This window comes from Pseudomonas sp. FP1154 (genome assembly GCF_030687245.1).
GTDB lineage: Bacteria > Pseudomonadota > Gammaproteobacteria > Pseudomonadales > Pseudomonadaceae > Aquipseudomonas > Aquipseudomonas rhizophila.
Window position 1 is genome coordinate 484,636 of the sequence record NZ_CP117465.1, and the last position, 24,897, is coordinate 509,532.

The following is a 24,897-nucleotide window of genomic DNA, read 5'->3' on the forward strand; positions in this document are numbered from 1 at the left end:
CTGTGCGAAATTTGATTCTTGTTGGGCCGATGGGCGCTGGAAAAAGCACCATCGGCCGTTTGCTGGCCAAAGAGCTGCGCCTGCCATTCAAAGATTCCGACAAGGAAATTGAATTGCGCACGGGTGCCAATATCCCATGGATCTTCGATAAGGAAGGCGAGCCCGGCTTTCGTGACCGTGAGCAGGCGATGATCGCCGAACTGTGCGCGTTCGACGGCGTGGTACTGGCCACCGGTGGCGGCGCGGTGATGCGCGAGGCCAATCGTCGGGCATTGCATGCCGGCGGACGAGTGGTCTATCTGCACGCCTCCGTCGAGCAGCAGGTGGGTCGCACCGCCCGGGATCGTAACCGTCCGCTGTTGCGCACCGCCGACCCGGCCAAGACCTTGCGCGACCTGCTGGAGCTGCGTGATCCGCTGTACCGGGAGATTGCTGATCTGGTGGTGGAAACCGACGAGCGGCCGCCGCGGATGGTGGTGCTGGACATTCTTGATCGCCTGCAGCAACTGCCACCCCGTTAATGCGTCGCGGGAAATGCGCTATCCTCGGCGTCCCGTCATGGCCCGCCGGGACGTGGCCGATGGCCATCGATTGACATCACAACAGGCACCGTGGACTTTCGTTAATTGCAGGCAGGACGCCTGATTCCATCTTCACTGTGGGGACACATGCAGACACTTAAGGTCGACCTGGGCGAGCGCAGCTACCCGATTCACATTGGCGAAGGTTTGCTGGACCGGCCCGACTTGCTGGCGCCGCATATCGCCGGACGGCAAGTGGCGATTATCTCCAACGAAACCGTCGCACCTTTGTATCTGGAGCGTCTGACCCGCAGCCTGTCGGCTTTCTCGGTCATTTCCGTGGTGCTGCCTGACGGCGAAGCCTTCAAGAATTGGGAAACCCTGCAGCTTATTTTCGATGGCCTGCTGACCGCGCGGCATGACCGCCGCACCACGGTGGTGGCCTTGGGCGGCGGCGTGATCGGCGACATGGCCGGTTTCGCCGCCGCTTGCTATCAGCGCGGTGTTGATTTCATCCAGATCCCCACGACCCTGTTGTCCCAGGTGGACTCGTCGGTGGGCGGCAAGACCGGGATCAACCATCCGCTGGGCAAAAACATGGTGGGTGCTTTCTACCAGCCCAACGTGGTGCTGATCGACACCGCGACTCTCAATACATTGCCCGCCCGCGAGCTGTCTGCGGGGCTGGCTGAAGTCATCAAGTACGGGCTGATCTGCGACGAACCGTTCCTGGGCTGGCTGGAAGAAAACGTCGACCGCCTGCGTGCGCTGGATCAGGCTGCGCTGACCTACGCTATCGAACGTTCCTGTGCGGCCAAGGCTGCGGTGGTCGGTGCCGATGAGCGCGAGTCGGGCGTGCGCGCCACGCTCAACCTGGGGCATACCTTTGGCCACGCCATCGAAACCCACATGGGCTATGGTGTCTGGCTCCATGGCGAAGCGGTTGCGGCCGGTACGGTCATGGCCCTGGAGATGTCCGCGCGTTTAGGCTGGATCAGTGAACAGGAGCGCGATCGCGGTATTGCTCTGTTCCAGCGCGCCGGGTTGCCGGTGATTCCGCCCGAAGAAATGACCGAAGCCGATTTTCTCGAACACATGGCAATCGACAAAAAAGTGATCGACGGTCGCCTGCGTCTGGTGCTGCTGCGCCACATGGGCGAAGCTGTGGTGACCGACGATTATCCGAAAGAGGTTCTACAGGCCACGCTGGGAGCGGATTATCGCGCCCTGGCTCAGCTTAAAGGTTAATAAGATTCCGATGACTAGTTTGCATGCCGACGAGGCTTTCCTCGGCCATTTCCAGTTGAGTCATGACCCTTTCGCGCCACGGGTTCCAGGCTTCAAGTTTTTCCCCGCCCAACGCAAACCGGTTCTGGGCCAGTTGCATCACCTGGCGCGTTACAGCCAGCTGTTGCTGGTGGTCACCGGCCCTCAAGGCAGCGGCAAGACCTTGCTGCGCCAGGCCCTGGTGGCCAGCACCAACAAACAGTCGGTGCAAAGCGTGGTGGTGTCGGCCCGCGGCGCCGGTGATGCAGCCGGTGTGTTGCGTCAGGTGGCCCAGGCGCTGAATGTCGCCCAGGCTGAAGTCGGTGCGATTCTGGATCAGATCGTGCAACTGGCGCTGACCGGGCAGGAAGTCTATCTGCTGGTGGACGACGCCGAGCAACTCGACGAGTCGGCCCTGGAAGCCTTGCTGGCTCTGGCTGCCGGTGCGCCGGAAGGCCGTCCCCACGTCTTCCTGTTTGGTGAGTCGTCGCTGATCGCCGATCTGGAGCAGCTGAATCTTGAGCAAGAGCGCTTCCACGTCATTGAGCTGGCGCCCTACACCGAAGAAGAAACCCGTGAATACCTGGCCCAACGCCTTGAAGGCGCCGGTCGGGGCATCGAACTTTTCACCGCGGATCAGATCTCTGAGATTCACGAAAGCTCCGATGGCTGGCCTGGAAATATTAACCAGGTGGCCCGCGATGCTCTCATCGAAGTCATGATTGCCAGCCGCTCAGCGGTAAAGCGTCCAAGTATGGGGTTCAACATGCCGAAGAAACACGTATTGGCGATTTCCGCCGTCGTCGTGGTCGCGATCGCCGCCGCCTGGCTGATGCCGGGTCGCAGCAAGGCGCCGACCACCGGCGCACCCGCCAACGAGCAGGCACAACTGCCTCTGGGCCAGGACGCAGCGCAGCCCAATGGCGGTGCTCCGGAGGTGGAGTTCGCCGGTAACACTCAGCCGATGCCGCTGCCGCTGGTCGGCCAGTCGCAACCGGTCATGCGCAGTCCCTTGGCTGAGGCCGCTGGCGGTATCACCGAGGGTGATGACGGCGCGCCACCACCGATCGATGACACCAGCGATACGCCGCCAACCGTGACCACCAGCGCCCCACCGGCGGGTGTGCCGGCTGGCCCGGCGCCAACTCCAACTCCAGCCCCAGCCCCGGCGCCCGCTCCGGCTGCCAAGCCTGCGCCGGCTCCCGCCCAGGTGGCCACCGCCAAACCTGCTCCAGCCCCGGCCGCCAAGCCGGCCACTCAGGCCGCTGGCGGTAACTGGTACGCCGGTCAGGCTCCAGGCAGCTACGTGGTACAGATCCTCGGCACCAGCTCCGAAGCGTCTGCGCAAAAGTTCGTCAAGGAGCAGGGCGGCGAGTACCGTTATTTCAAGAAAATGCTCAACGGCAAACCGCTTTATGTCATCACCTACGGCAATTTCGCCAACCGTGATGCAGCCGTTTCCGCCATCAAGGCCTTGCCAGCGAAGGTTCAGGCTGGTAAACCTTGGCCTCGCACTGTCGCCAGCGTCCAACAGGAACTGGCAGCAACTCGCTGAAGATTCGGCGGCCTTACCCAGGCCGCCTCTCCCGGCACCTCAAAATTTCCGCAAGGGCGAGCGACCTTTCAGGCCGCGCGCCTTGTGGTGTCTGCGTCACAGTAGCGTTTGAGTCGCAGCGGTCGAACCCAAAAAAGTTTTGACTAGCACAGCGTATAGCTTTAAACCTTTCACAAATGCGACATGGATTTTCGACGTTTCGTCGTCAAATTTGTGAGCCCTTGTGTCGGTGTGTACAATGACCTCCCTTTTGCCCCCGCAAAGCTGGCGTACGTTCGGCGCGGCACGCAACTGGCTGAATTGAAAAGAAATTTGCCTCGATAAGAGGCAGCCTGGTGAGAAAGTGTCTATGAAAGCAGGTCTGTACCAACCAGATGAATTCAAGGATAACTGCGGTTTCGGCCTGATTGCTCATATGCAGGGCGAACCCAGCCATACCCTTTTACAAACGGCCATTGAGGCCCTGACCTGCATGACCCACCGCGGTGGGATCAACGCCGACGGCAAGACCGGTGACGGTTGTGGCTTGCTGATTCAAAAGCCTGACGAGTTCCTGCGTGCCATTGCCCAGGAAACGTTTGGCGTGACCCTGCCCAAGCAGTACGCGGTGGGCATGGTGTTCTTCAATCAGGACCCGGTGAAGGCCCAAGCGGCTCGCGAAAACATGAACCGCGAGATCCTGGCCGCCGGCCTGCAATTGGTGGGCTGGCGCAAGGTGCCGATCGACACCAGCGTCCTCGGCCGCCTGGCCCTTGAGCGTCTGCCGCAGATCGAACAAGTGTTCATCGCGGGCGAAGGCCTGAGCGACCAGGACATGTCGATCAAGCTGTTCAGCTCCCGTCGTCGTTCGTCCGTGGCCAACGCCGCCGACACCGATCACTACATCTGCAGCTTTTCCCACAAGACCATCATCTATAAAGGCCTGATGATGCCGGCGGACCTGACCGCCTTCTATCCGGACCTGAGCGACGAGCGCCTGAAAACCGCGATCTGCGTGTTCCACCAGCGCTTTTCCACCAACACCCTGCCGAAATGGCCGCTGGCCCAGCCATTCCGCTTCCTCGCCCACAACGGCGAGATCAACACCATCACCGGCAACCGCAACTGGGCGCTGGCCCGTCGCACCAAGTTCGCCAACGATCTGATGCCGGATCTGGAAGAGCTCGGCCCGCTGGTCAACCGTGTGGGCTCGGACTCCTCGAGCATGGACAACATGCTGGAACTGATGGTCACCGGCGGCATCGACCTGTTCCGTGGCGTGCGCATGCTGGTGCCGCCGGCCTGGCAGAACGTCGAGACCATGGACCCGGACCTGCGTGCGTTCTACGAATACAACTCCATGCACATGGAACCGTGGGACGGCCCGGCCGGTATCGTCATGACCGACGGCCGCTACGCCGTGTGCCTGCTCGACCGTAACGGTCTGCGTCCGGCGCGCTGGGTAACCACCACCAACGGGTTCATCACCCTGGCTTCGGAAATCGGTGTCTGGAACTACCAGCCCGAAGACGTCATCGCCAAGGGCCGTGTGGGCCCGGGCCAGATTTTCGCCGTGGACACCGAAACCGGCCAGATCCTCGACACCGACGCCATCGACAACCGTCTCAAGTCCCGTCATCCGTACAAGCAATGGCTGCGCAAGAACGCCCTGCGCATTCAGGCGACCATGGAGGACAACGATCACGGTTCGGCTTTTTACGACGTCGATCAGCTCAAGCAGTACATGAAGATGTACCAGGTGACGTTCGAAGAGCGTGACCAGGTGCTGCGTCCGTTGGGTGAGCAGGGCTACGAAGCGGTCGGTTCCATGGGCGACGACACGCCGATGGCCGTGCTGTCCCAGCGCGTGCGTACGCCGTACGACTATTTCCGCCAGCAGTTCGCTCAGGTGACCAACCCACCGATCGACCCGCTGCGCGAAGCGATCGTGATGTCCCTGGAAATCTGCCTCGGTGCCGAGCGCAACATCTTCCAGGAGTCGCCGGAACACGCCTCGCGTGTGATCCTCAGTTCGCCGGTCATTTCCCCGGCCAAATGGCGCTCGCTGACCAACCTCGACCGCCCGGGTTTCCAGCGTCAGGTCATCGACCTGAACTACGACGAAAGCGTCGGCCTTGAAGCGGCGATCCGCAACGTTGCCGACCAGGCTGAAGAAGCCGCGCGCGCCGGTCGCACCCAGATCGTGCTGACCGACCGTCACATCGCCCCGGGCAAGTTGCCGATCCACGCGTCGTTGGCCACCGGTGCGGTGCACCATCGCCTGACCGAAAAAGGCCTGCGTTGCGATTCCAACATCCTGGTGGAAACCGCCACCGCTCGCGATCCGCATCACTTTGCGGTGCTGATCGGTTTCGGTGCCTCGGCGGTGTATCCGTTCCTGGCCTATGAAGTGCTGGGTGACCTGATCCGTACCGGTGAAGTGCTGGGCGACCTCTATGAGGTGTTCAAGAACTACCGCAAAGGCATCACCAAGGGCCTGCTCAAGATCCTCTCGAAGATGGGGATCTCGACCATCGCTTCGTACCGCGGTGCGCAACTGTTCGAGGCCATCGGCCTGTCCGAAGAAGTCTGCGAGCTGAGCTTCCGTGGCGTGCCGAGCCGCATCAAGGGTGCGCGTTTCGTCGACATCGAAGCCGAACAGAAAGCCCTGGCGGCCGAAGCCTGGAGCCCGCGCAAGCCGATCCAGCAAGGCGGCCTGCTGAAGTTCGTCCACGGTGGCGAATACCACGCCTATAACCCGGACGTGGTCAACACCTTGCAAGCCGCCGTGCAGCAGGGCGACTACGGCAAGTTCAAGGAATACACCTCGCTGGTGGACAACCGTCCGGTGTCGATGATTCGCGACCTGCTAAAGGTCAAGACCCTGGACACGCCGCTGGACATCAGCGAAATCGAGCCGCTGGAATCGGTGCTCAAGCGCTTCGATTCCGCCGGTATCTCCTTGGGTGCCTTGTCTCCGGAAGCTCATGAAGCCCTGGCTGAAGCCATGAACCGCCTCGGCGCGCGTTCCAACTCCGGCGAAGGCGGTGAAGACCCGGCGCGCTACGGTACTATCAAGAGTTCGAAAATCAAGCAGGTGGCCACCGGCCGCTTCGGTGTGACACCGGAGTACCTGGTCAACGCTGAAGTGCTGCAGATCAAGGTTGCCCAGGGCGCCAAGCCCGGCGAAGGCGGCCAACTGCCCGGCGGCAAGGTCAACGGCCTGATCGCCAAGCTGCGTTACGCAGTACCCGGCGTGACCCTGATCTCACCGCCGCCGCATCACGACATCTATTCGATCGAAGACTTGTCGCAACTGATCTTCGACCTCAAGCAGGTGAACCCGAAGGCGCTGGTCTCGGTGAAGCTGGTGGCAGAAGCCGGCGTTGGCACCATCGCCGCCGGTGTGGCCAAGGCCTACGCCGACCTGATCACCATCTCCGGCTATGACGGCGGCACCGGCGCATCGCCGCTGACCTCGATCAAATATGCCGGCGCGCCGTGGGAACTGGGCCTGGCCGAGACCCACCAGACCCTGCGCGGCAACGACCTGCGCGGCAAGGTCCGGGTGCAGACCGATGGCGGCCTGAAAACCGGCCTGGACGTGATCAAGGCGGCCATCCTCGGCGCCGAGAGCTTCGGCTTCGGCACCGCGCCGATGATCGCCCTGGGTTGCAAGTACCTGCGTATCTGCCACCTGAACAACTGCGCTACCGGTGTGGCGACCCAGAACGAAAAGCTGCGCAAGGACCACTACATCGGTACCGTCGACATGGTGGTGAACTTCTTCACCTACGTCGCCGAGGAAACCCGCGAGTGGCTGGCGAAGCTGGGCGTGCGCTCGCTCGAAGAGCTGATCGGCCGTACCGACCTGCTGGAAGTGCTCGAGGGCCAGACCGCCAAGCAGCATCACCTGGACCTGACGCCGTTGCTGGGCAGCGATCTCATCCCGGCGGACAAACCACAGTTCTGCCAGGTTGATCGCAACCCGCCGTTCGACAAGGGTGAGTTGGCCGAGAAGATGGTCGACATGGCCGCTTCGGCGATCAACGACCTCAGTGGTGCCGAGTTCGACCTGGATATCTGCAACTGCGACCGTTCCATCGGCGCGCGGATCTCCGGCGAAATCGCGCGCAAGCACGGCAACCAGGGAATGGCCAAGGCGCCGATCACCTTCCGCTTCAAGGGCACTGCAGGCCAGAGCTTCGGCGTCTGGAACGCCGGTGGCCTGAATATGTACTTGGAAGGCGATGCCAACGATTACGTGGGCAAGGGCATGACCGGCGGCAAACTGGTCATCGTTCCGCCCAAGGCCAGCGTCTACAAGACTCAGGACAGTGCCATCATCGGCAACACCTGCCTGTACGGCGCTACCGGCGGCAAGCTGTTCGCCGCCGGCACCGCGGGCGAGCGTTTCGCCGTGCGTAATTCCGGGGCCCACACTGTGGTGGAAGGCACCGGTGATCATTGCTGCGAGTACATGACCGGTGGTTTCGTCTGTGTCCTGGGCAAGACCGGTTACAACTTCGGCTCTGGCATGACCGGCGGTTTCGCCTACGTGCTCGACCAGGACAACACCTTCGTTGACCGGGTCAATCACGAACTGGTGGAAATCCAGCGGATCAGCGGCGAGGCGATGGAAGCCTACCGCAGCCACTTGCAGCGCGTGCTGGACGAATACGTCGAGGAAACCGACAGCGAGTGGGGTCGTGAACTCGCCGAAAACCTCGATGACTATCTGCGTCGTTTCTGGCTGGTCAAGCCCAAGGCTGCCAACCTGAAATCGTTGCTTTCCAGCACCCGTGCCAACCCGCAGTGATATGCGCCTGAAGAGTTTGATGAGGTTTTAACAATGGCTGAACGTCTGAGTAATGACTTCCAGTTCATCGATGTCGGGCGCAAGGATCCGAAGAAGAAACTGTTGCGTCAACGCAAGAAAGAGTTCGTGGAAATCTACGAGCCTTTCAAACCCCAGCAGTCGGCCGACCAGGCCCACCGCTGCCTGGGCTGCGGTAACCCGTACTGCGAATGGAAGTGCCCGGTGCACAACTTCATTCCCAACTGGCTGAAGCTGGTGGCCGAGGGCAACATCCTCCAGGCCGCCGAGTTATCCCACCAGACCAACACCCTGCCGGAAGTCTGCGGCCGGGTGTGCCCGCAGGACCGCCTGTGTGAAGGTGCATGCACCCTCAACGACGGTTTTGGCGCGGTGACCATCGGTTCGGTGGAGAAGTACATCACCGACACCGCGTTCGCCATGGGCTGGCGCCCGGACATGTCCAAGGTCAAGCCGACCGGCAAGCGCGTGGCGATCATCGGCGCGGGCCCGGCGGGCCTGGGTTGCGCCGATGTGCTGGTGCGCGGTGGCGTGACCCCGGTGGTGTTCGACAAGAACCCGGAAATCGGCGGCCTGCTGACCTTCGGCATCCCCGAGTTCAAGCTGGAAAAGACCGTGCTGAGCAATCGTCGCGAAGTCTTCACCGGCATGGGCATCGAGTTTCGCCTGAACACCGAAGTAGGCAAGGACGTGACCATGGAGCAACTGCTCGAAGAGTACGATGCCGTATTCATGGGCATGGGCACCTACACCTACATGAAGGGCGGCTTTGCCGGCGAGGACCTGCCGGGCGTCTACGACGCGCTGGACTTCCTGATCGCCAACGTCAACCGCAACCTGGGCTTTGAAAAGTCGCCGGAAGATTTCGTCGACATGAAAGGCAAGAAGGTCGTGGTGCTCGGCGGCGGTGACACGGCGATGGACTGCAACCGCACTTCGATTCGCCAGGGCGCCAAGTCGGTGACCTGCGCCTATCGTCGTGACGAAGCGAACATGCCCGGCTCGCGCAAAGAAGTGAAGAACGCCAAGGAAGAGGGCGTGAAGTTCCTCTACAACCGCCAGCCGATCGCCATTGTCGGTGAAGACAAGGTCGAGGGCGTGAAGGTGGTCGAGACCCGTCTCGGCGAACCGGACGCCCGCGGTCGTCGCAGCCCCGAGCCGATCCCCGGTTCCGAAGAGATCATCCCGGCCGATGCCGTGGTCATCGCCTTCGGCTTCCGCCCAAGCCCGGCACCGTGGTTCGAGCAGTTCAGCATCCAGACCGACAGCCAGGGCCGCGTCGTGGCCCCGGAGCAAGGCCAGTACAAGCACCAGACCAGTAACCCGAAGATATTCGCCGGCGGCGACATGGTTCGGGGTTCCGATCTGGTGGTGACGGCGATCTTCGAAGGCCGCAATGCGGCGGAAGGGATTCTGGATTACTTGGGGGTCTGATCATTTCCTGAATGGGAATGCAATCAAATGTGGGAGCGAGCTTGCTCGCGATAGCGGCGAATCAGTCGACGAAAATGTTGAATGTGATGCCCTCATCGCGAGCAAGCTCGCTCCCACAGTGGTTTTAGGTGTTGCCTGATACCGCGACAAATTGCCCCGATAGATAAAAGGCACGGCTCTTGCCGTGCCTTTTGCGTCGCGCTCTGAGAAAATGCCCGCACTTTTTTTCCGGATGCCGACATGACTGCCCTGAAGAACGACCGTTTCCTCCGTGCCCTGCTCAAGCAACCCGTAGACGTCACCCCCGTGTGGATGATGCGTCAGGCCGGTCGCTACTTGCCGGAATACCGCGCCAGTCGGGCCAAGGCCGGCGACTTCATGAGCCTGTGCATGAATCCCCAGTTCGCCTGCGAAGTCACGATGCAGCCGCTGGATCGTTACCCGCAGCTGGACGCGGCGATTCTGTTTTCCGACATTCTCACCATTCCCGACGCCATGGGCCAGGGTCTGTACTTCGAGACCGGCGAAGGCCCGCGCTTCAAGAAAGTCGTCAGCACTCTGGCCGACATCGAAGCCCTGCCGATCCCCGATCCGCAGAAGGACCTGGGTTATGTCATGGACGCGGTCAGCACCATCCGTCGAGAACTCAACGGTCGCGTGCCGCTGATCGGCTTCTCCGGCAGCCCCTGGACCCTGGCCACCTACATGGTCGAAGGCGGCTCGTCGAAAGACTTCCGCAAGACCAAGGCGATGCTCTACGACAACCCGCAAGCCATGCACCTGCTGCTGGACAAGCTGGCCCAGTCGGTGACGTCCTATCTCAACGGGCAGATCCTGGCCGGTGCGCAAGCGGTGCAGATCTTCGACACCTGGGGCGGCAATCTCTCGGCGGCGGCGTACCAGGAGTTTTCCCTGGCCTACATGCGCAAGATCGTCAGCGGCCTGATCCGCGAACATGAAGGTCGTAAAGTACCGGTGATCCTGTTCACCAAGAACGGCGGCCTGTGGCTGGAAAGCATCGCCGATGCCGGTGCCGACGCTCTGGGCCTGGATTGGACCTGCGACATTGGCAACGCCCGCGAGCGTGTCGGCAGCAAAGTCGCTCTGCAAGGCAACATGGATCCGACTGTGCTTTACGCCAAACCGCAAGCCATCCGCAACGAAGTCGGGCGCATCCTCGCCAGCTATGGCAAGGGCAGCGGTCATGTGTTCAACCTTGGCCATGGCATTACGCCGGAAGTCGATCCGGAACACGCCGGTGCTTTCCTGCGCGCGGTGCATGAGTTGTCGGCGCAATACCACGACTGATCGTAGCTCGCTCATCCAGCCTGTCGGGATTCGTTCCAGGCAGGCTTTTTTTTGCCTGCTAATTATTCAATGAAACAAGTTGGCTATGTTTGTCGGTTTATCTGTTTTCTTTTGTTTAGTAACTAACTTTGCCTGTAAGAAGTTTTTCTTCTGGACTCGGAAAAATAGATTCAGGGATTGTTCCTTCTATTTACCTCGATCTGGCAGCCCACCCGACATCGGCTCGACCTGGCCGAGCGTCAGTATTGGCAGCAGGCCGAACTCGCTGCCCGGATCCAGCGCCTGGAACCCACCGGCGCTACGACCGCCACGAGCTCTTTGTCCGTCAGGATTAACGACAGTGCGACGGCCGCGGGGCTGGAGCTGGCGGAGCTGGAGATCGACGGTGATTCGTTACGGCTTGCCGTCAGTGGCGATGCCAATCGACTGCTCGACTGGCTGGATCGACACGAGCGGGACGGCGCCTCCTTGCAGGTGCTGAGCCTGGAAGTGCGCAACGGTGTCCTGGACGCGCGGATGGTGTTGGGGCAATGACTTGAGCGGCGGGCCAGCGCCTGAACAGTGTCCGCTCAAACCTGAGCGTTGCCCGGCAACACCGGCAACTTCGCCAGTTTCACCGCCACCAGCAACGCCACCACCAGCAAGCCGCCGATGAACAGGCTGACACCGTTCCATCCGCCCAGATGCCAGGCTACCCCGCCAGCCGTACCTGCGACGCTGGAGCCGGCGTAGTAGCTGAACAGGTACAACGACGAGGCCTGTCCCTTGGCTTTGGTTGCGCGGCGGCCGATCCAACTGCTGGCGACCGAGTGAGCGCCGAAGAAGCCGAAGGTGAACACCAGCATGCCCAGGATCACCAGCCACAGCGGCGTGGTCATGGTCAGCGCAAGACCGGCCAGCATCAGCGCGATAGTCGCCCAGAGCATTTTGCGACGGCCGTGTTTGTCGGCCAGTGCGCCGACTTTCGCCGAGCTGTAGATACCCGACAGGTAGACCACCGAGAGCAACCCGACAAAGGCCTGGTCCAAGTGATAAGGCCCGGCCAGCAGGCGATAGCCGATGTAGTTGAACAGCGTCACGAATGCACCCATCAATACGAAAGCTTCGAGAAACAATAGCGGCAACCCGGCATCGCGAAAGTGCATGGTGAAACCGTCCAGCAAGCTGCGCGGATGCAGCGAGCGGGGGCGGAAATTGCGTGACTCGGGAAGAATCCTCCAGAACACCGCCGCCGCGATCAAGGCCAGGCCACCGACCACCAGCATCGCGGCGTGCCAGCTGACGAAGTCAATCAGCACCCCGGCGATCAAGCGGCCGCTCATGCCTCCGATGGCGTTGCCGGCGATGTACAAGCCCATCGCCAGGCCAATGTGCTTGGGATGGATTTCTTCACCCAGGTAAGTCATCGCGACTGCCGCCACGCCGCTCAACGACAACCCCACCAGAGCGCGCAGCACCAGTACACCCTGCCAGGTCGGCATCATCGCGCTGGCAATGGTGCACAACGCCGCGGCAAACAGCGCCGCGACCATCACTGACTTGCGGCCGATGCGATCGGAAATCGGGCCGGTGATCAGCAGCCCGACGGCGAGCAGGCCGGTCGCCACCGACAGGATCAGACTGCTCTGGGCGGCATTGATGGAAAACTCTTCGGAGAGCAGCGGCATCATCGGTTGCACGCAATACAACAGGGCGAAGGTCGCAAAACCGCCACAAAACAACGCCAGCACCGTACGCATGAACAACGGTGTGCCTTTTTCGATGTAGATGTCTTTGCGTCCGGTGACGCCATCATCGGCAGGCGGAGGGATCTCATGGGCCAGTGGAGCGACAGCAGTTTTCACGGTGAACCTCGCAGGAGCACGACCAGGCAGGCAATGGAAAAAGCATATAGCCGGTTAATGTTTCTATCCAATATATTGTTCGACCTGTTTAAGACGTTCTACGACCTATTGGATTGCTTATGGAACTGCGTCATCTGCGTTACTTCATAGCCGTTGCCGAAGAACTGCATTTTGGTCGCGCCGCGCTGGCGCTGGGCATCTCCCAGCCGCCCCTTAGCCAGCAGATCCAGGCACTGGAGCAAGAGATCGGCGCGCGGCTGTTCAATCGCACCAATCGTCGCGTCGAACTGAGTGAAGCCGGACGTTTGTTTCTCGAAGAGGCCCGACAGGTGCTGGCTCAGGTCGACAAGGCCGCCGATGTCGCCCGCCGCGCAGAGTTGGGCGAACTGGGCGAGCTGAAAATCGGCTTCACATCATCGGCGCCTTTCAACTCCACCATCCCCCAGGCGATTTTCACGTTTCGCCAGCGCTTTCCCGCTGTACACCTGAACCTTCGGGAAATGAGCAGCACCCAAGTGGCTGACGCCCTGGTGGACGAGGCAATCGAGGTGGGCATCATGCGGCCCTTGCCGCTGCCCGACTCCCTGCGGGAGATCGAATTGAGCCGCGAGCCGCTGGTGGCCGTGCTCAGTTCCAAGCATCCACTGGCCCAGGGCAGCGAAGGGGGCCTGTTCCTCTCTGCACTGGCCCAGGAACCGTTCGTGTTCTTCCCCCGCAGCTACGGCAGCGGCCTCTATGCACAACTCCTGAGCCTGGCCCGCGACGCCGGCTTCAGCCCGAACTTCGCCCAGGAGGCCGGTGAGGCCATGACCATCATCGGCCTGGTGGCGGCGGGGCTGGGCGTCTCGGTCCTGCCGGCGTCCTACCAGCGCATGCGTATTGACGGCGTGGTCTACCGGCCACTGCTTGATCCGGCGGCAATGTCGGCGGTGTGGCTGGTGCAACGCAAGGATCAGTGCTCGCCGATGGCAAGGGCGTTTGTGGAGTTGTTGACTAATGTCGTGGATTTGTCTGTTTCTTAGAGTAGGTACCGATGACTCCATAAAGTTGAAGTTGGTAATAAATGTAAAGGCAGAGAGTGATTAAGAATATGCTGAAAATCTGCAAGTGGTGTGGGGATGTCCAGTAGCTTACATGGTGGACCAATATGGCTACGGTTAAAGCGGTGGAGACGTAGCTCGCGAGCTTTGTGAGGAGGTTGCTGGGCGAATTGTTTATTTTTTTCAAGCGATAAGGGTGCTGGAAGAGAAGGCATAGTAGTGATATGAGTAGGGTGCCAATAATCGCTGAAAATGGGATGGCGATAATATCATGGTCGGCAGCGTAAAGATTGTTTGTGAAGTTCGAGTATAAATTGTAGCCGCCGATGAATGGAGTGGTTGAAAGGCTGATTAAATAGAGCGATAAATAGTTGTGGGTTTTCATGATTTATCTCATTGTCGATAACAAAGTGTTGCCCATGGTCATGGCGTTTCGCTTAAAAATTCGGGGTCTGGAAACCCTTCCCTATCAAGTGTATTTTGTGTTCGCCTGATATATCGATTTCGTAACTTTTTCCTGGTAGAACCCTGCCGGCGGTAGTTAATTGTTCCAGTGCCAGCGGTCTATTGCTTTTATTGAAATCATAAAAATCATGGTAGGTCTTGACTGTTCCCAGAAATTGCCAGGAGGTGTCCTTGTGGCGAATGAAGTCACCTTCGACGCGAAGAGTGATTCGCCCCAGATAAGCACCACTGATCCAACTGTCTCTACCGGTGTCATAACCCACCTTTGGATCCACGAGGTGATACTTTCCGGGTGTCTTGGTATGTTCAATTGTCTGTTTTAATAAAGACAGGTTGTGTTCTTTTATTTGTAAGCCAATGCTATTTATGTCGACTTCGAGCTTCTCACCCTTCCCCCATAAATAGTGTGCTAATGCTTTTACTGGGCTGAATGTGCCTCCAGATAATTTTGGTGTTTCGAGTTTGAATGTTGTACTGCGGGCGTATTTTGAGTTGGCCACAGCGATGATGGCTTCTCTAGACGTAAAGCCGCTTCTTTCAAGCGCATCAGCCAGGCTGAAGCTAATCATTTTGTTTTTAAAAAATACATCATTTATACGCCAGTAAGGTGCTACCCAGCCGCGCTCTTTTTCGACAATTCGCCATATGTCTTTTATTGCGCCGTAGGCGTTTTTATGGTTTATGGCTTTGTCGAGGATTCTAAGGTTGAAGGTGAAATCATCCAGTCCCGTTTGAGTTTTTATAAGGTCGGTTATGTAGAGGTCATCATCTTCTGTCAATACGTCGGGTTGAGGAGGTGGATATATATAAGTTCCGTCAATGATAATTCCGTCCGTAGACCAGTATCCACCTAAGGAACCTCTCCAAGTGCCCGTGATATCAGTGGCGGGTAAAGTGATTTCTTTCTGTTTCATGGTTCAAATCCTTTTGAGTTTAAAGTCTGCGGTTTTGTAGTTTTGTAGTTTTGTAGTTTTGTATGTTTGTCTGGACTTTTACTTAAGCATAGGGCAGGAGTTGGCTCAATGACCTAATGGCCGCTTGGGAAATGGATTACGAAAGTTGCGGAAGTTGCCTGCCTAGGCTTGGCGACGAATTCAGTACCCTCCTGAGAAACAGACCAGGCGCAGCGAAATCCTGGCAGGAGCAAAACCCATGACCGAACAACTCACTCGCTGGGACTCTGCCGAGTACCTCAAGACCGAAGAGGACATGGCTAACTACCTGGACGCATGCATGGAGGAGGCAGGAGACGATCCTGCATTCATCGCAAAGCCTTGGGAACCATTGCACGAGCTCGCGGAATTGGCCCGTGATGTCGGGCTGTCCCGGGAAAATCTTTACCGCGCCTTGTCGGGGGAAGGAAATCCTGAGTTCGGCACTATTTTGAAAAGTTGTCAAAGCGTTGGGACTGAAACTGCATGCCAGCACCTGAACAGGTCAGCATGATGAATGACAAGCCAGTCTGTTTGTGAAGGGCGCCATAAGGCGCCCTTCTTCGTTACAGCCTCAGCATCGGCCCAACTATTTACCGTATTCCTTAACCCTCCCATACCGTCGCAGGCCTATTGACGTGATAGTCATAAAACCCTTGAAGGGTCCAGGTATCGCCCTTGCGTTCAAAGGCAGCGCGCCATGCGCCTCTGCCACTCCCGGGTGACAGTTGCGCCATGTCGTACCAGTAATACCGGTTGATGCGCTTGGTGGTGACCCGGCCTGCACGAATGTCAGCCATGATTTCCGTTATTTTCGTTTTGGCTGCCTCAGTAAAAGTGTCATATGACATCTGTGACTCGGCCAGCAGGCTGGTGCTTGTCGAAAATTTGTCTGCGACAACCGGGCCTTCCGCAACAGCGAGGGGGGCGGTCGCGGCCGCAGGCTTGCCGGTGACTTTCTTCGTCGGGACTTGGGTCACGACCTCGATATCAAACGTGTCGTAGTTCGAGAGGTTTTTACTGAAGTTCGTGATGTCCTCGCCGGTGACCAATAACGTTTTCCGCTGCGACTTGCCCTTGTTGACGATGACATAAGGAATCTTATGGTTGCGGATTTCGGTCAGGAGGCCGGGCTTGTGTCTTTTTTTCATCTCGTCCCTGAACGCGCTGAGTTTGTTACTTTTATACGCCCGGAAATTTTCAGGGTTCTGTTTATATTGTTCCCTGGCCGCTTCCACCTCGGGTCCCGTCCCTGAGTACCGCTCGCCCAGATCGACCCAAACGCGCTTTTCCGCTGCCTCGACCACGTCATGAATATCGTCCTGGATTTTAGTCATGGCGGCTTTCTTTTTCCCCTGTTCAGGGATGATGGTAATGAATGACGCGCCGGTGAGATTGTCGGGCAAGGAGGACATCATCATCTTGAAGTTGCCTTCGCTGTCGAAAAGCTCCCTTTTCAGCGGCAGGGTCATGTCGAATACTTTTATCTTTTGAGCGGCCGTCAGCTGGATCCCTCTTGCCTGGGAGTCGATGTCTCTGGTGCAGTAGTCGACGGCCTGCCATACGTTGTATTTATACAGCAGGCTGTCGTGGGCCTTTTTATGTTGCGTGAGGTCCTGGTATCCTTTGTTTATCCAGTTTATTCGTGAGCGATAAGTGTCTATGTCGCGTACGTGGATGTCATTCATGCTCTCGCGCACGATACGCTCTGCCAGTTCCTCGGGCATCGAATAGATGACTTTTTTTGCCGTATTCACCACTGCCCGAGACGGCCACTGATGGTCGACGAGGACGCCCTCTACCAACGCGTTATAGGTTTTCTGTTGCGGGGTTTCCGGAGTCCGACCGAACAGGCTTTGTATGACTCCACCACCGAGCAGCCGTTTTGGTTCTTCGATCTGCCAGCGGCCATTTTCCCAGGTTACCGTCCGCTGGTCGGTACGGTTGTTCGGCCCGTAGATGATTCGTTCGCCTGCTTGTATGGCGGTTTTGCAGTAGTCCTTGCCCAGCTTCAGATAGCCCTGCCCACCGGCGTCCCTGTACCGATTGCGCCCCTCGGGCACCAGTCCCTTGCCGTCGAACCCTTTGAGGATGAACGGTTCGAGCTCCGGGTCCGGCATGCGGGGCAAGGCTGAAAGTGCCGGGCGAGGCTTACCCCGGCGCCGTGCCGCGCGGGACATGATCAGGTCCTGACCGCCCTCTGCCAGTACCTCACCGAGCGCCGCTGATAAGATCACTCGTCCACTGGCTGAAGCTGCCGCCCTCATCCTTTATCGCCGACACCGCAGCACCGCCGGTCATCACGGGCAGAATCGCGCGGCCCAGTACCCCACCCAGCCGGCCTGCATAGAACATTGACATCGCCCCCGTCAGTAGCATGACTGCAGTCCTGCGCCCATCTTGTGCCGCTGTGCTGTCGCGCTCGGCGTTGGTCACGGTCAGCAGGTCCGCCGTCTGGATCGCTTGGGTGATCTGCGTCTCATGCAGCGCTTTGAAAAGGTTGCCTTTAACCACGGGCGAATAGACTTTCAATGCGAAGTCGTCCTGAACCCTGTGCTTGATCCAGGAGAACGTGGGTTGCGTCACTTTCTTGATCTTCTCGTTGAGGGTCAGGTTTTCCGCGGACGGCACCAGGCTGGCAAGCTGATCGGCTTGCTTGAGCAGCGGCAGGTGCGAAATCAGCCAGCGGGTCATTTCCGGCGTGGCGGTGAGCGTCCGCACCAGGGCCGCCTCCAGCTCCCGGTCGCTTCCGGCATCGACGTCCCTGAACTGCTTGCCGTCCGGTGCTTCTGGTGTGTACAGGGTCAACGAAGGCCGGCTGCCAAGGGTCTTCACCCCAAAGGCCAGCAGCTCCTTGAGTACGCTGTCACCCCACTGGATCTGGCGGACCACCACCTCATGTCCGTTGACCTTGCTGCGCCCCTGCGGCGTCGGGCTGTCCAGCGCCGCCAGCACCAGGTTCAGCCCGGTATTGTCCTTGTCGTGGGTAAAGTCGCCCGAGATATGGGCGGCCCACGCCTGCGCCCGCATCTGTTTGGCCTTCAGGGACATCCACTGTGCTTGCTGTTCCCGGGCTGCGAGCTGCAACGCGGGCGAGAGCCGGGCACCGATGTTTGCCCGTTCAATGACTTCTACAATCTGCGCAAAACTCAGCGGACCTTCCACCGTGGTGTCGCTGGCCGTGCGTTCCTCCGGCGTCAGGTTGGACATTGCCCACTGCGTCAGGGAGCGGCGGTCATCAAATAGGCCCTTCACCTTGCCCGACGAGAGCCCGGAGCCGAATGGCGACTCGCCTGTCGGGGCGTGCGGATCGAGCAGATGCTTGCGGATACTCAGAGAGACCTGGTCAGGATCGACCGGTGGGTACTTCTCCTTGATGAACCTGGCAAGCAGGGTGCGAGTCCGGTCATGAAGGGCGTCAGGGGTTGCCAGGGTGACCGGGTCCGGCGGTGGTGGCGAATCTGTCAGGGTTTGCTGCAAGTCCTGCACGGCCTTCCACCAGGCCAGACGGTCGCTGCCGATAACGTTAGGGTCGCGGTGCAGCCAGTCGTGCAGTTTTTTCCGGTTCAGCCGTAACTCGCGCTCGTCCATGGCGCCGGACAGATCCAGCTTGTGCCTGAGGTCCGCCGCCGCATCTATCCTGGCCATCCAGGTGGTGAGACTCTCTCCCTCTGCCGGGCCGCTGGATAGAACCTCGCTCACGGCGGTTTTTTGCGCCGCTCGCAGGTCAGTGACCAGGCGAGCGAGAAAGTTCTGCGCCATTGACGCCGTGCTCACCGTATCCTGAGTGCCGTCTTCCACCAGGCTGGCCTTCAACGTCGTCAAGTCAGCGTAAACCTCCAGTGGGCTACCCGGGCTGCATAGCACCGCGCCCCCCGGATGATCGGCATTATCATGCTGCGTCAGCGCAACCGCCCCCGGCATCGGTACGCTGAACCCCCACCCTTCGGGGGTCAGATTCAAACCGTAGACCCCGGGCCGGACACGCTCCGCCAGCTTGGCACGGGACGCGCCGTCCGGCGCCGACAGGGCGAAGTCCGCCACCGCTTTGTGCATCGGCAGGCTCAACACAGCGTCCAGCCGGTGGAGATCCGCCTGTGCCTTGAGTTGCGTGCCGAACTCATCGGCCAGCCAGTCGCTGACACTGCGGCCTTGGCTGAACTCGGCAGGTTTATCCCAAAAATGCTCCAGCGCCCGCTCCAGCAGTCGTGCATGAGACGCGGGCGTGACGCTTATCCGCCGCCTGATCTCTTCCTTTGCGTCACGACTATTGAGGACTGCCGGCATTTGCGTGGCATCGTCCTTACCCGTGACGATGTCGATATTGTCCAATTCGAGGAAGAACTCGCGCGCGTTGATCTCGCCGGCGATCGCGCGCCAGAAAAGCGTATCGAGGGGAACAGTCTGCACCACCGTTCGTTTTGAAGTCGGCTCGTCCTGCCGCCGGCACACCAGTATGTCTTTGGCTACCAGAGTGTTCGCCAGGCTGGGAAAGGCTTTCGCCAGCCAGTACTCCATATGTTGGGCTGTCACCTTCGACGGACGGGGAACGGCGCCGTTCAGGTGGATCATCTGCTGCTGCGAGGCATTGAGCCGGTTTATCAGCGCAGCGCTTGTGGCCATGGCACTGTCGGCCTGTAACGGGTTGTCTTCCAGCATGTTCTCTTCCTGAGAAATTTTCGGAAGGAGCAACCTATGGGAGAAGAACGCAGGCAGGGTGGTAGATAGATACCGCCTGCAGCGGTGTCAGGCGGTGTACGAACGAAACGGTCGAAGCCACTGCATCTGTGGGGACAAGTTTTGCTCCCACAGATTGTTTGGCTGCCTGGTGCAAGCCGATCAATGCCGGTCGCAGCCCCTCATTCCTTGATCACGGGCAACAGGGATATCAATCCAACTCAGCGCCAGCGGCGGAAAATCAACGAGGTGTTGACCCCACCAAAAGCGAAGTTGTTGTTCATCACGTACTCGTTGCTCATGGACCTGAACTCATTGCACAGGTAGTCGAGCTTGCCGCACTGGGGATCGACCTCATCGAGGTTGAAGGTGTGCACGTAGAGATCGCGGTTCATCATTTCGATGCTGAACCACGATTCCAGCGCACCGCAGGCGCCGAGGGTATGACCGAGAAAGCTTTTCTGCGAACTGATGGGCATGTGTTCGCCAAACAGGCTGCTGGTGGCCAGGGTTTCGGCGATGTCGCCCTGTTCGGTGGCGGTGCCGTGGCCGTTGACGTAGCCGATGGCGGCAGGTTCCAGGCCAGCGTCTTCCAGGGCCAGTTCCATGGCCCGGCGCATGGTGCTCAGTTCGGGACGGGTAGCGTGCTGACCGTCGGCGTTGCTGCCGAAGCCGACGATTTCGGCATGGATTCGCGCTCCTCGGGCCAGGGCGTGTTCCAGTTCTTCGAGTACCAGCATGCCGGCGCCTTCACCGATCACCAGGCCATCGCGGTCCTTGTCATAGGGCCGTGGGCTGGTCTGCGGGGCGTCGTTTTTCAGGCTGGTGGCGTACAGCGCATCGAAGACCATCGCTTCGGTCGGGCAGAGCTCTTCCGCGCCGCCGGCGAGCATCAGCGGCAGGCGACCGAACTTGATTGCCTCATAGGCATAGCCGATGCCATGGCTGCCGCTGGTGCAGGCGCTGGAGGTGGGGATCAGCCGTCCGGTAAGCCCGAAGAAGATACTGATATTGGCCGCCGTGGTGTGGGGCATCATCCGTACATAGGAGTTGGCGTTCAACCCTTCGGCCACGCTGTTGAGCAGCATGTTGCCGAACGCCTTGATCTCGTCGGTACTGCCGGTTGACGAACCACAGGAGACGCCCATGCGACCGTCCTTGATCGACTCATCGCCCAACAGCCCCGCATCGGCCAGGGCCTGTTCGGCGGCGCCGACGGCCAGGCGCGATACACGACCCATGCTACGCAGTTGCTTGCGCGTCCAGTGGGTCGGGACCTGGAAATCATCGACAGGCCCGGCCAGGCGAGTGTTCAGCTCGGTGAAGCGGTCCCATTCATCCATGCGTCGTATGCCGCTGCGGTTGGCGGCGAAGTTGGCGGCGATGGTTTCCCAGTCGCTGCCCAGAGAGGTGATGCCGGCCATGCCGGTAACGACGACGCGCTTCATCAGCACAGGCCTCCGTTGACGGCCAGGACCTGCCGGGTGATGTAGCCGGCCTCGGCGGACATCAGGAAATTCACCGCGCTCGCGACTTCTTCCGGGGTACCCATGCGCTGGGCGGGGATCATTTTCATCAGTTCTTCCACGGGCACGTTTTCATCGAGCATGGCGGTATCGATCAGTCCGGGCGCGACGCAATTGACAGTGATCTTGCGCTTGCCCAACTCGATTGCCAACGCCTTTGCCGCGCCGATCAGGCCGGCTTTCGACGCGCTGTAATTGACCTGGCCGCGATTGCCGATCAGCCCCGAAACGGAGGTGATGCAAACAACTCGCCCAGCGGCGCGCCGACGGATCATCGGCATCATCACCGGGTGCAGGACGTTGTAGAAACCGTCCAGGTTGGTCCGCATCACTACATCCCAGTCGTCCTCGCTCAAGGCCGGGAATGCGCCGTCGCGGGTCAGGCCGGCGTTGAGCACCACGCCGTAATAGGCACCGTGGGTTTCAACATCAGCCTCGAGAATGGTTTTGCACGCGCTGCGGTCCGACACGTCGAATTGCAGCACCCGGGCATTGCGGCCCAGCGCCTGGATTTCGACCTGGACGGCCTCAGCCTCGGCGCGCCCGCTGCGGCAATGCAGCACGATGTCGTACCCGGCCTGGGCCAGGCGCAGGGCGATGGCACGGCCGATGCCACGGCTGGAGCCGGTGACCAGTACGGATTCAGTCATGGCGTATTTCCTGTTGCGGACGGTTCATGAAGGTAGTGGGCTGGCTGAGGTGGCCGGAACACATTCAACCGGGCCATGGCATGAATGCCCGGGGCGTTGATGTGGCATTCGAACACGCCCATGCCGTTGTCGTCTTCCAGCGAGCGCAAACCGTGGATGGTCAATTCGGTCCCGGCCGGGAAAAATTCGACATTGCATTCGAACTTGCGGGTGCCGAGCAAAAAACCCAGCTCCACGGCGTCGCCGCGGCGGCGTGCATGACAACCGGCAAACGCGGCGACGCTCTGGGCCATCAATTCAATGCCGACCCAGGCAGGCAGCCCGCCGTCGTCGCGGCTGAACAACCCGTCGGGCTTGACAGTGGCGAGGGTGTGGATCTGTTCATCATCGAACGCCAGGACGCGGTCGATGAGAATCATGTCGCCGGCGTGGGGCAGGAGTTCGGCGAGCGGCCAGTCAATCATGGGGCGTCTCCGATAATCAGGCTGACGTTATTGCCGCCGAAGGCGAACGAGTTGCTCATCAGGCGGCGCGGTGATGTCGGGTTCAGGCGGGTGTCGGTAGTGATCCACTTCAATGCCGGCAGTGCAGGATCGGCCTGGCCGTCCCAGACATGCGGCGGCAAGGCCTGGGCGGTGTTTTGCGTACTCAGGCTCAACCAGCAGAACGCCGCTTCCAGCGCCCCGGCGGCCCCGAGGGTATGGCCGGTCATGGGCTTGGTCGACGAACAGGGCACTCCCGCTGGAAACAGCCCGGCCACTGCCTGGCTTTCCATGGCGTCGTTGTGTTGCGTGGCGGTGCCGTGCAGGTTCAGGTAATCGATCTGGCCGGGTTGCAGGCCGGCGCGACGCAAGGCTTTTTCCATGGCCTGGCGAGCGCCGCGACCACTGGGCTCCGGCGCTGAAATATGGTGGGCATCGGAGCTGGCGCCGTCACCCAGCAAGGCGATCGGTGCCGGATGTCCCGGCGTCCTGCTCATGAGAAACAGCACCGCGGCCTCGCCGATGTTGATGCCGCTGCGGTTGACCGAAAACGGATTACAGCGCTCGCCCGATACCGCTTCCAGGGCCGAAAAGCCGTTGAGGGTCAGTTTGCACAGGCTGTCCACGCCGCCGCAGAGCACCGCATCGCACAGGCCCAGGTCGAGCAGGCGTCGGGCGCTCATCAAGGCCCGGGCGCTGGATGTGCAGGCGGTGGATATCACATAGGACGGGCCGCTCAGCTCCAGCCAGTCGCAAAGGAAGTTGGCCGGTGCGCTCAGCTCCTGTTGCTGGTAGTCGTAGCCGTCGGGGAAGTGCTGCTCATGCAGGTAATGGGCAATGCCCTGACTGGCTTCTTCGATGCCCGAGGTACTGGTGCCCAGCACGACACCGATGCGAGCGCGACCGTAGGTCTGGATGGCCTGATCGATCTCATCGCGAATCTGCATCCCCGCTTCGAGCAGCAACTGATTGTTGCGGCTGCGGTGCGCGATCAAAGATTGCGGTATGCAAGCGAGTTCACCGGGCACCGAGGCCACCGGCAATTTACGTTCGGCCACCCAGCCATCCTGCACGCGGACACCGCCGCAGTCGCCGGCAAACAGGTTGCGCGCCACTTCATCTTTACCCCGGCCCAGGGCGCAAATTACCCCCAGGGCATTCAAATAAGCGGTCATGGGGTACTCTCGGTCAACGGCATGATGCGGTAGTGCGGGCCTTCGTGCAGGCCCAGTTCAAAATCCAGCGGTTGCTTGTAGCGCACTTGCCAGCGTTGGCCCAGGGTTCGTTGCCGAGCCTCTTGCCGGGCGGTGGGGTAGTTGCCCGGCAGCTCGGTTTCAGGCGTTAGGGCAAACAACAGCGCGGCGAAAAGCTCACGGGCTTCGGCATTGGGTGGCAGCAGTCCGTCGGCTTGCCACTGGCCGTCCACCAGGCGTTGGCGGGCCAGGGGAATGCCCAGCGGGTCCAGCATCGACCAGCGGATACCGGCGCCTTCGCGCTGGATCACCAGCAGCCAATCCTGGCGCTGTCCGGCCAGTTGCCGCTCGATATGCAACTGCAGCGGCAGTGCCAGGGTTGGTGTGCGTTCCGGCAGCGGCGCCTGACTGGCGCAGGCACCGAGCAACAGCAAGCAGCCAAAAAGCAGCGCACGAATCATTCGACAGTCCCTTCAACGGGTTTACGGGCCACTACATTGATCAGGGTTTCCTCCCGCTCGCCAAAGGGCCGCGGGCGGCGCAGGCCGAAGCGTTCGAGAAGGCCGAAATCCCTGGCGCGGCTCCACCACAGATAGGGATACGAGACGTTGGCGGCTTCGAACTGGAAACCCTGATCGCGGATCATCTCCAGGTACTGCGCGGCACTTTTTTGCACGTGCATGGGATGACGGAACAGCCAGCGGATCACCCAGGTATCGATGTAGGCCGCCGTGGACTCCGCGAACATCAGATAGCCGCCGGGCTTGAGCACGCGATAGAACTCGGCGAGGGCTTTTTCCTGCTCCACCAGGTGATGAAAGGTCTGATGGCAGAACAGCAGGTCGACGCTGTCATCAGGCACCGTCAACGTCGCGCAATCGCTGCCGACCAGTTCCACGGCCATGCCTTGGCGTGCGGCTTCCGCAAGACTCAGGTCCAGGCTGTGAGGGTCGGCGTCGACGCCGATCAGGCGTTGTGGCGCGAACACCTGGCGCAAGTATTGGAACGACTTGCCCTGGCCGCAACCGGCATCGAGCAGCACCGGAGCCACCGGCAACGGGCCGCTGAAAAGGTTGCGCAGGTCATTGATCGCCACCCGCAAGACATGGTGCTGCCAGGTGTGGCTGCGCAGGAACCAGAAACCGAAGCGGGTCTCTTCGACGTAGTTGTCGCTCAGGTAGCTCATGG

General features: G+C 60.2%; 19 protein-coding genes. 9 read left to right on the plus strand and 10 right to left on the minus strand.

All coding sequences use genetic code 11. The features are described from left to right. The first annotated feature begins 2 nt into the window (after window positions 1-2). The 7 genes from aroK (at window position 3) to gspM (ending at window position 11,434) form a co-directional block, all read left to right on the plus strand. Window positions 3-521 (plus strand): shikimate kinase AroK, encoded by a 519-nt coding sequence (aroK, locus tag PSH91_RS02200; RefSeq protein WP_003196983.1) that lies wholly within the window; start codon window positions 3-5, stop codon window positions 519-521. A 147-nt stretch (window positions 522-668) separates the two neighbouring features. Next, on the plus strand, window positions 669-1,769 hold the full coding sequence (gene aroB / locus PSH91_RS02205) for a 3-dehydroquinate synthase (protein ID WP_047225963.1): 1,101 nt from the start codon (window positions 669-671) through the stop codon (window positions 1,767-1,769). Window positions 1,770-1,779: 10 nt separating this feature from the next. Then, window positions 1,780-3,342 carry an AAA family ATPase gene (locus PSH91_RS02210; protein WP_305467160.1) on the plus strand — a complete coding sequence of 521 codons (1,563 nt, stop codon included), beginning with the start codon at window positions 1,780-1,782 and terminating at the stop codon, window positions 3,340-3,342. Window positions 3,343-3,691: 349 nt separating this feature from the next. Continuing rightward, window positions 3,692-8,140: a glutamate synthase large subunit gene (gene gltB, locus PSH91_RS02215; protein ID WP_047225961.1), complete on the plus strand. Its 4,449-nt coding sequence runs from the start codon at window positions 3,692-3,694 to the stop codon at window positions 8,138-8,140. Between the two features lie 33 nt (window positions 8,141-8,173). After that, window positions 8,174-9,592 carry an FAD-dependent oxidoreductase gene (locus PSH91_RS02220; RefSeq protein ID WP_047225960.1) on the plus strand — a complete coding sequence of 473 codons (1,419 nt, stop codon included), beginning with the start codon at window positions 8,174-8,176 and terminating at the stop codon, window positions 9,590-9,592. Between the two features lie 240 nt (window positions 9,593-9,832). Beyond that, window positions 9,833-10,900: a uroporphyrinogen decarboxylase gene (gene hemE / locus PSH91_RS02225; protein WP_107321412.1), complete on the plus strand. Its 1,068-nt coding sequence runs from the start codon at window positions 9,833-9,835 to the stop codon at window positions 10,898-10,900. 177 nt (window positions 10,901-11,077) lie between these two features. After that, window positions 11,078-11,434, plus strand: coding sequence for a type II secretion system protein GspM (gspM, locus tag PSH91_RS02230; protein ID WP_305467163.1), 357 nt, complete (start codon window positions 11,078-11,080; stop codon window positions 11,432-11,434). A 35-nt stretch (window positions 11,435-11,469) separates the two neighbouring features. On the opposite strand, the gene PSH91_RS02235 is transcribed toward gspM, so the two are convergent. Further along, on the minus strand, window positions 11,470-12,723 hold the full coding sequence (locus PSH91_RS02235; protein ID WP_223194559.1) for an MFS transporter: 1,254 nt from the start codon (window positions 12,721-12,723) through the stop codon (window positions 11,470-11,472). Between the two features lie 140 nt (window positions 12,724-12,863). Here PSH91_RS02235 and PSH91_RS02240 point away from each other — a divergent pair, with 140 nt between their 5' ends. Continuing rightward, window positions 12,864-13,766: a LysR family transcriptional regulator gene (locus tag PSH91_RS02240; protein ID WP_173407467.1), complete on the plus strand. Its 903-nt coding sequence runs from the start codon at window positions 12,864-12,866 to the stop codon at window positions 13,764-13,766. A gap of 455 nt (window positions 13,767-14,221) precedes the next feature. On the opposite strand, the gene PSH91_RS02245 is transcribed toward PSH91_RS02240, so the two are convergent. Beyond that, window positions 14,222-15,163, minus strand: coding sequence for a lipid II-degrading bacteriocin (locus tag PSH91_RS02245; protein ID WP_305467165.1), 942 nt, complete (start codon window positions 15,161-15,163; stop codon window positions 14,222-14,224). A gap of 238 nt (window positions 15,164-15,401) precedes the next feature. On the opposite strand from PSH91_RS02245, the gene PSH91_RS02250 reads away from it, so the two are divergent. After that, complete coding sequence (locus PSH91_RS02250) at window positions 15,402-15,695, plus strand: addiction module antidote protein (RefSeq protein WP_281459619.1); 294 nt, start codon at window positions 15,402-15,404, stop codon at window positions 15,693-15,695. Between the two features lie 91 nt (window positions 15,696-15,786). On the opposite strand, the gene PSH91_RS02255 is transcribed toward PSH91_RS02250, so the two are convergent. The 8 genes from PSH91_RS02255 to PSH91_RS02290 all read right to left on the minus strand — a co-directional run bounded on the left by PSH91_RS02255 (window position 15,787) and on the right by PSH91_RS02290 (window position 24,895). Continuing rightward, window positions 15,787-17,361, minus strand: a complete 1,575-nt coding sequence (locus PSH91_RS02255; protein WP_305467167.1) for a hypothetical protein — start codon at window positions 17,359-17,361, stop codon at window positions 15,787-15,789. Window positions 17,362-17,392: 31 nt separating this feature from the next. Continuing rightward, window positions 17,393-19,840, minus strand: a complete 2,448-nt coding sequence (locus tag PSH91_RS02260; protein WP_305467168.1) for a dermonecrotic toxin domain-containing protein — start codon at window positions 19,838-19,840, stop codon at window positions 17,393-17,395. Window positions 19,841-20,079: 239 nt separating this feature from the next. After that, the gene (locus PSH91_RS02265) at window positions 20,080-21,306 is read right to left on the minus strand and encodes a beta-ketoacyl-ACP synthase (RefSeq protein WP_047225953.1); all 1,227 of its coding nucleotides are present in this window, start codon (window positions 21,304-21,306) and stop codon (window positions 20,080-20,082) included. Then, a complete protein-coding gene (fabG, locus tag PSH91_RS02270; protein WP_281459617.1) occupies window positions 21,306-22,034 on the minus strand; it encodes a 3-oxoacyl-ACP reductase FabG in 729 nt (242 codons plus the stop codon). Before fabG ends, PSH91_RS02265 begins: the two co-directional genes overlap by 1 nt. Continuing rightward, window positions 22,031-22,498 (minus strand): hotdog family protein, encoded by a 468-nt coding sequence (locus tag PSH91_RS02275; protein WP_092395582.1) that lies wholly within the window; start codon window positions 22,496-22,498, stop codon window positions 22,031-22,033. Before PSH91_RS02275 ends, fabG begins: the two co-directional genes overlap by 4 nt. Beyond that, on the minus strand, window positions 22,495-23,691 hold the full coding sequence (locus PSH91_RS02280) for a beta-ketoacyl-[acyl-carrier-protein] synthase family protein (RefSeq protein ID WP_173407464.1): 1,197 nt from the start codon (window positions 23,689-23,691) through the stop codon (window positions 22,495-22,497). Before PSH91_RS02280 ends, PSH91_RS02275 begins: the two co-directional genes overlap by 4 nt. Next, complete coding sequence (locus PSH91_RS02285) at window positions 23,688-24,170, minus strand: DUF3261 domain-containing protein (protein WP_173407463.1); 483 nt, start codon at window positions 24,168-24,170, stop codon at window positions 23,688-23,690. Before PSH91_RS02285 ends, PSH91_RS02280 begins: the two co-directional genes overlap by 4 nt. Further along, on the minus strand, window positions 24,167-24,895 hold the full coding sequence (locus PSH91_RS02290) for a class I SAM-dependent methyltransferase (RefSeq protein WP_047225948.1): 729 nt from the start codon (window positions 24,893-24,895) through the stop codon (window positions 24,167-24,169). Before PSH91_RS02290 ends, PSH91_RS02285 begins: the two co-directional genes overlap by 4 nt. Window positions 24,896-24,897 lie beyond the last annotated feature (2 nt).

Bases quoted from the DNA above. Each gene is read 5' to 3' on its own strand.
- PSH91_RS02285 (WP_173407463.1), bottom strand. From the start codon at position 24,170: ATGATTCGTGCGCTGCTTTTTGGCTGCTTGCTGTTGCTCGGTGCCTGC.
- PSH91_RS02265 (WP_047225953.1), bottom strand. From the start codon at position 21,306: ATGAAGCGCGTCGTCGTTACCGGCATGGCCGGCATCACCTCTCTGGGC.
- PSH91_RS02240 (WP_173407467.1), top strand. From the start codon at position 12,864: ATGGAACTGCGTCATCTGCGTTACTTCATAGCCGTTGCCGAAGAACTG.
- PSH91_RS02250 (WP_281459619.1), top strand. From the start codon at position 15,402: ATGACCGAACAACTCACTCGCTGGGACTCTGCCGAGTACCTCAAGACC.
- PSH91_RS02275 (WP_092395582.1), bottom strand. From the start codon at position 22,498: ATGATTGACTGGCCGCTCGCCGAACTCCTGCCCCACGCCGGCGACATG.
- gltB (WP_047225961.1), top strand. From the start codon at position 3,692: ATGAAAGCAGGTCTGTACCAACCAGATGAATTCAAGGATAACTGCGGT.
- PSH91_RS02280 (WP_173407464.1), bottom strand. From the start codon at position 23,691: ATGACCGCTTATTTGAATGCCCTGGGGGTAATTTGCGCCCTGGGCCGG.
- PSH91_RS02210 (WP_305467160.1), top strand. From the start codon at position 1,780: ATGACTAGTTTGCATGCCGACGAGGCTTTCCTCGGCCATTTCCAGTTG.
- PSH91_RS02255 (WP_305467167.1), bottom strand. From the start codon at position 17,361: ATGTCCCGCGCGGCACGGCGCCGGGGTAAGCCTCGCCCGGCACTTTCA.
- PSH91_RS02220 (WP_047225960.1), top strand. From the start codon at position 8,174: ATGGCTGAACGTCTGAGTAATGACTTCCAGTTCATCGATGTCGGGCGC.
- aroB (WP_047225963.1), top strand. From the start codon at position 669: ATGCAGACACTTAAGGTCGACCTGGGCGAGCGCAGCTACCCGATTCAC.
- hemE (WP_107321412.1), top strand. From the start codon at position 9,833: ATGACTGCCCTGAAGAACGACCGTTTCCTCCGTGCCCTGCTCAAGCAA.
- PSH91_RS02290 (WP_047225948.1), bottom strand. From the start codon at position 24,895: ATGAGCTACCTGAGCGACAACTACGTCGAAGAGACCCGCTTCGGTTTC.
- PSH91_RS02245 (WP_305467165.1), bottom strand. From the start codon at position 15,163: ATGAAACAGAAAGAAATCACTTTACCCGCCACTGATATCACGGGCACT.
- fabG (WP_281459617.1), bottom strand. From the start codon at position 22,034: ATGACTGAATCCGTACTGGTCACCGGCTCCAGCCGTGGCATCGGCCGT.
- PSH91_RS02260 (WP_305467168.1), bottom strand. From the start codon at position 19,840: ATGCTGGAAGACAACCCGTTACAGGCCGACAGTGCCATGGCCACAAGC.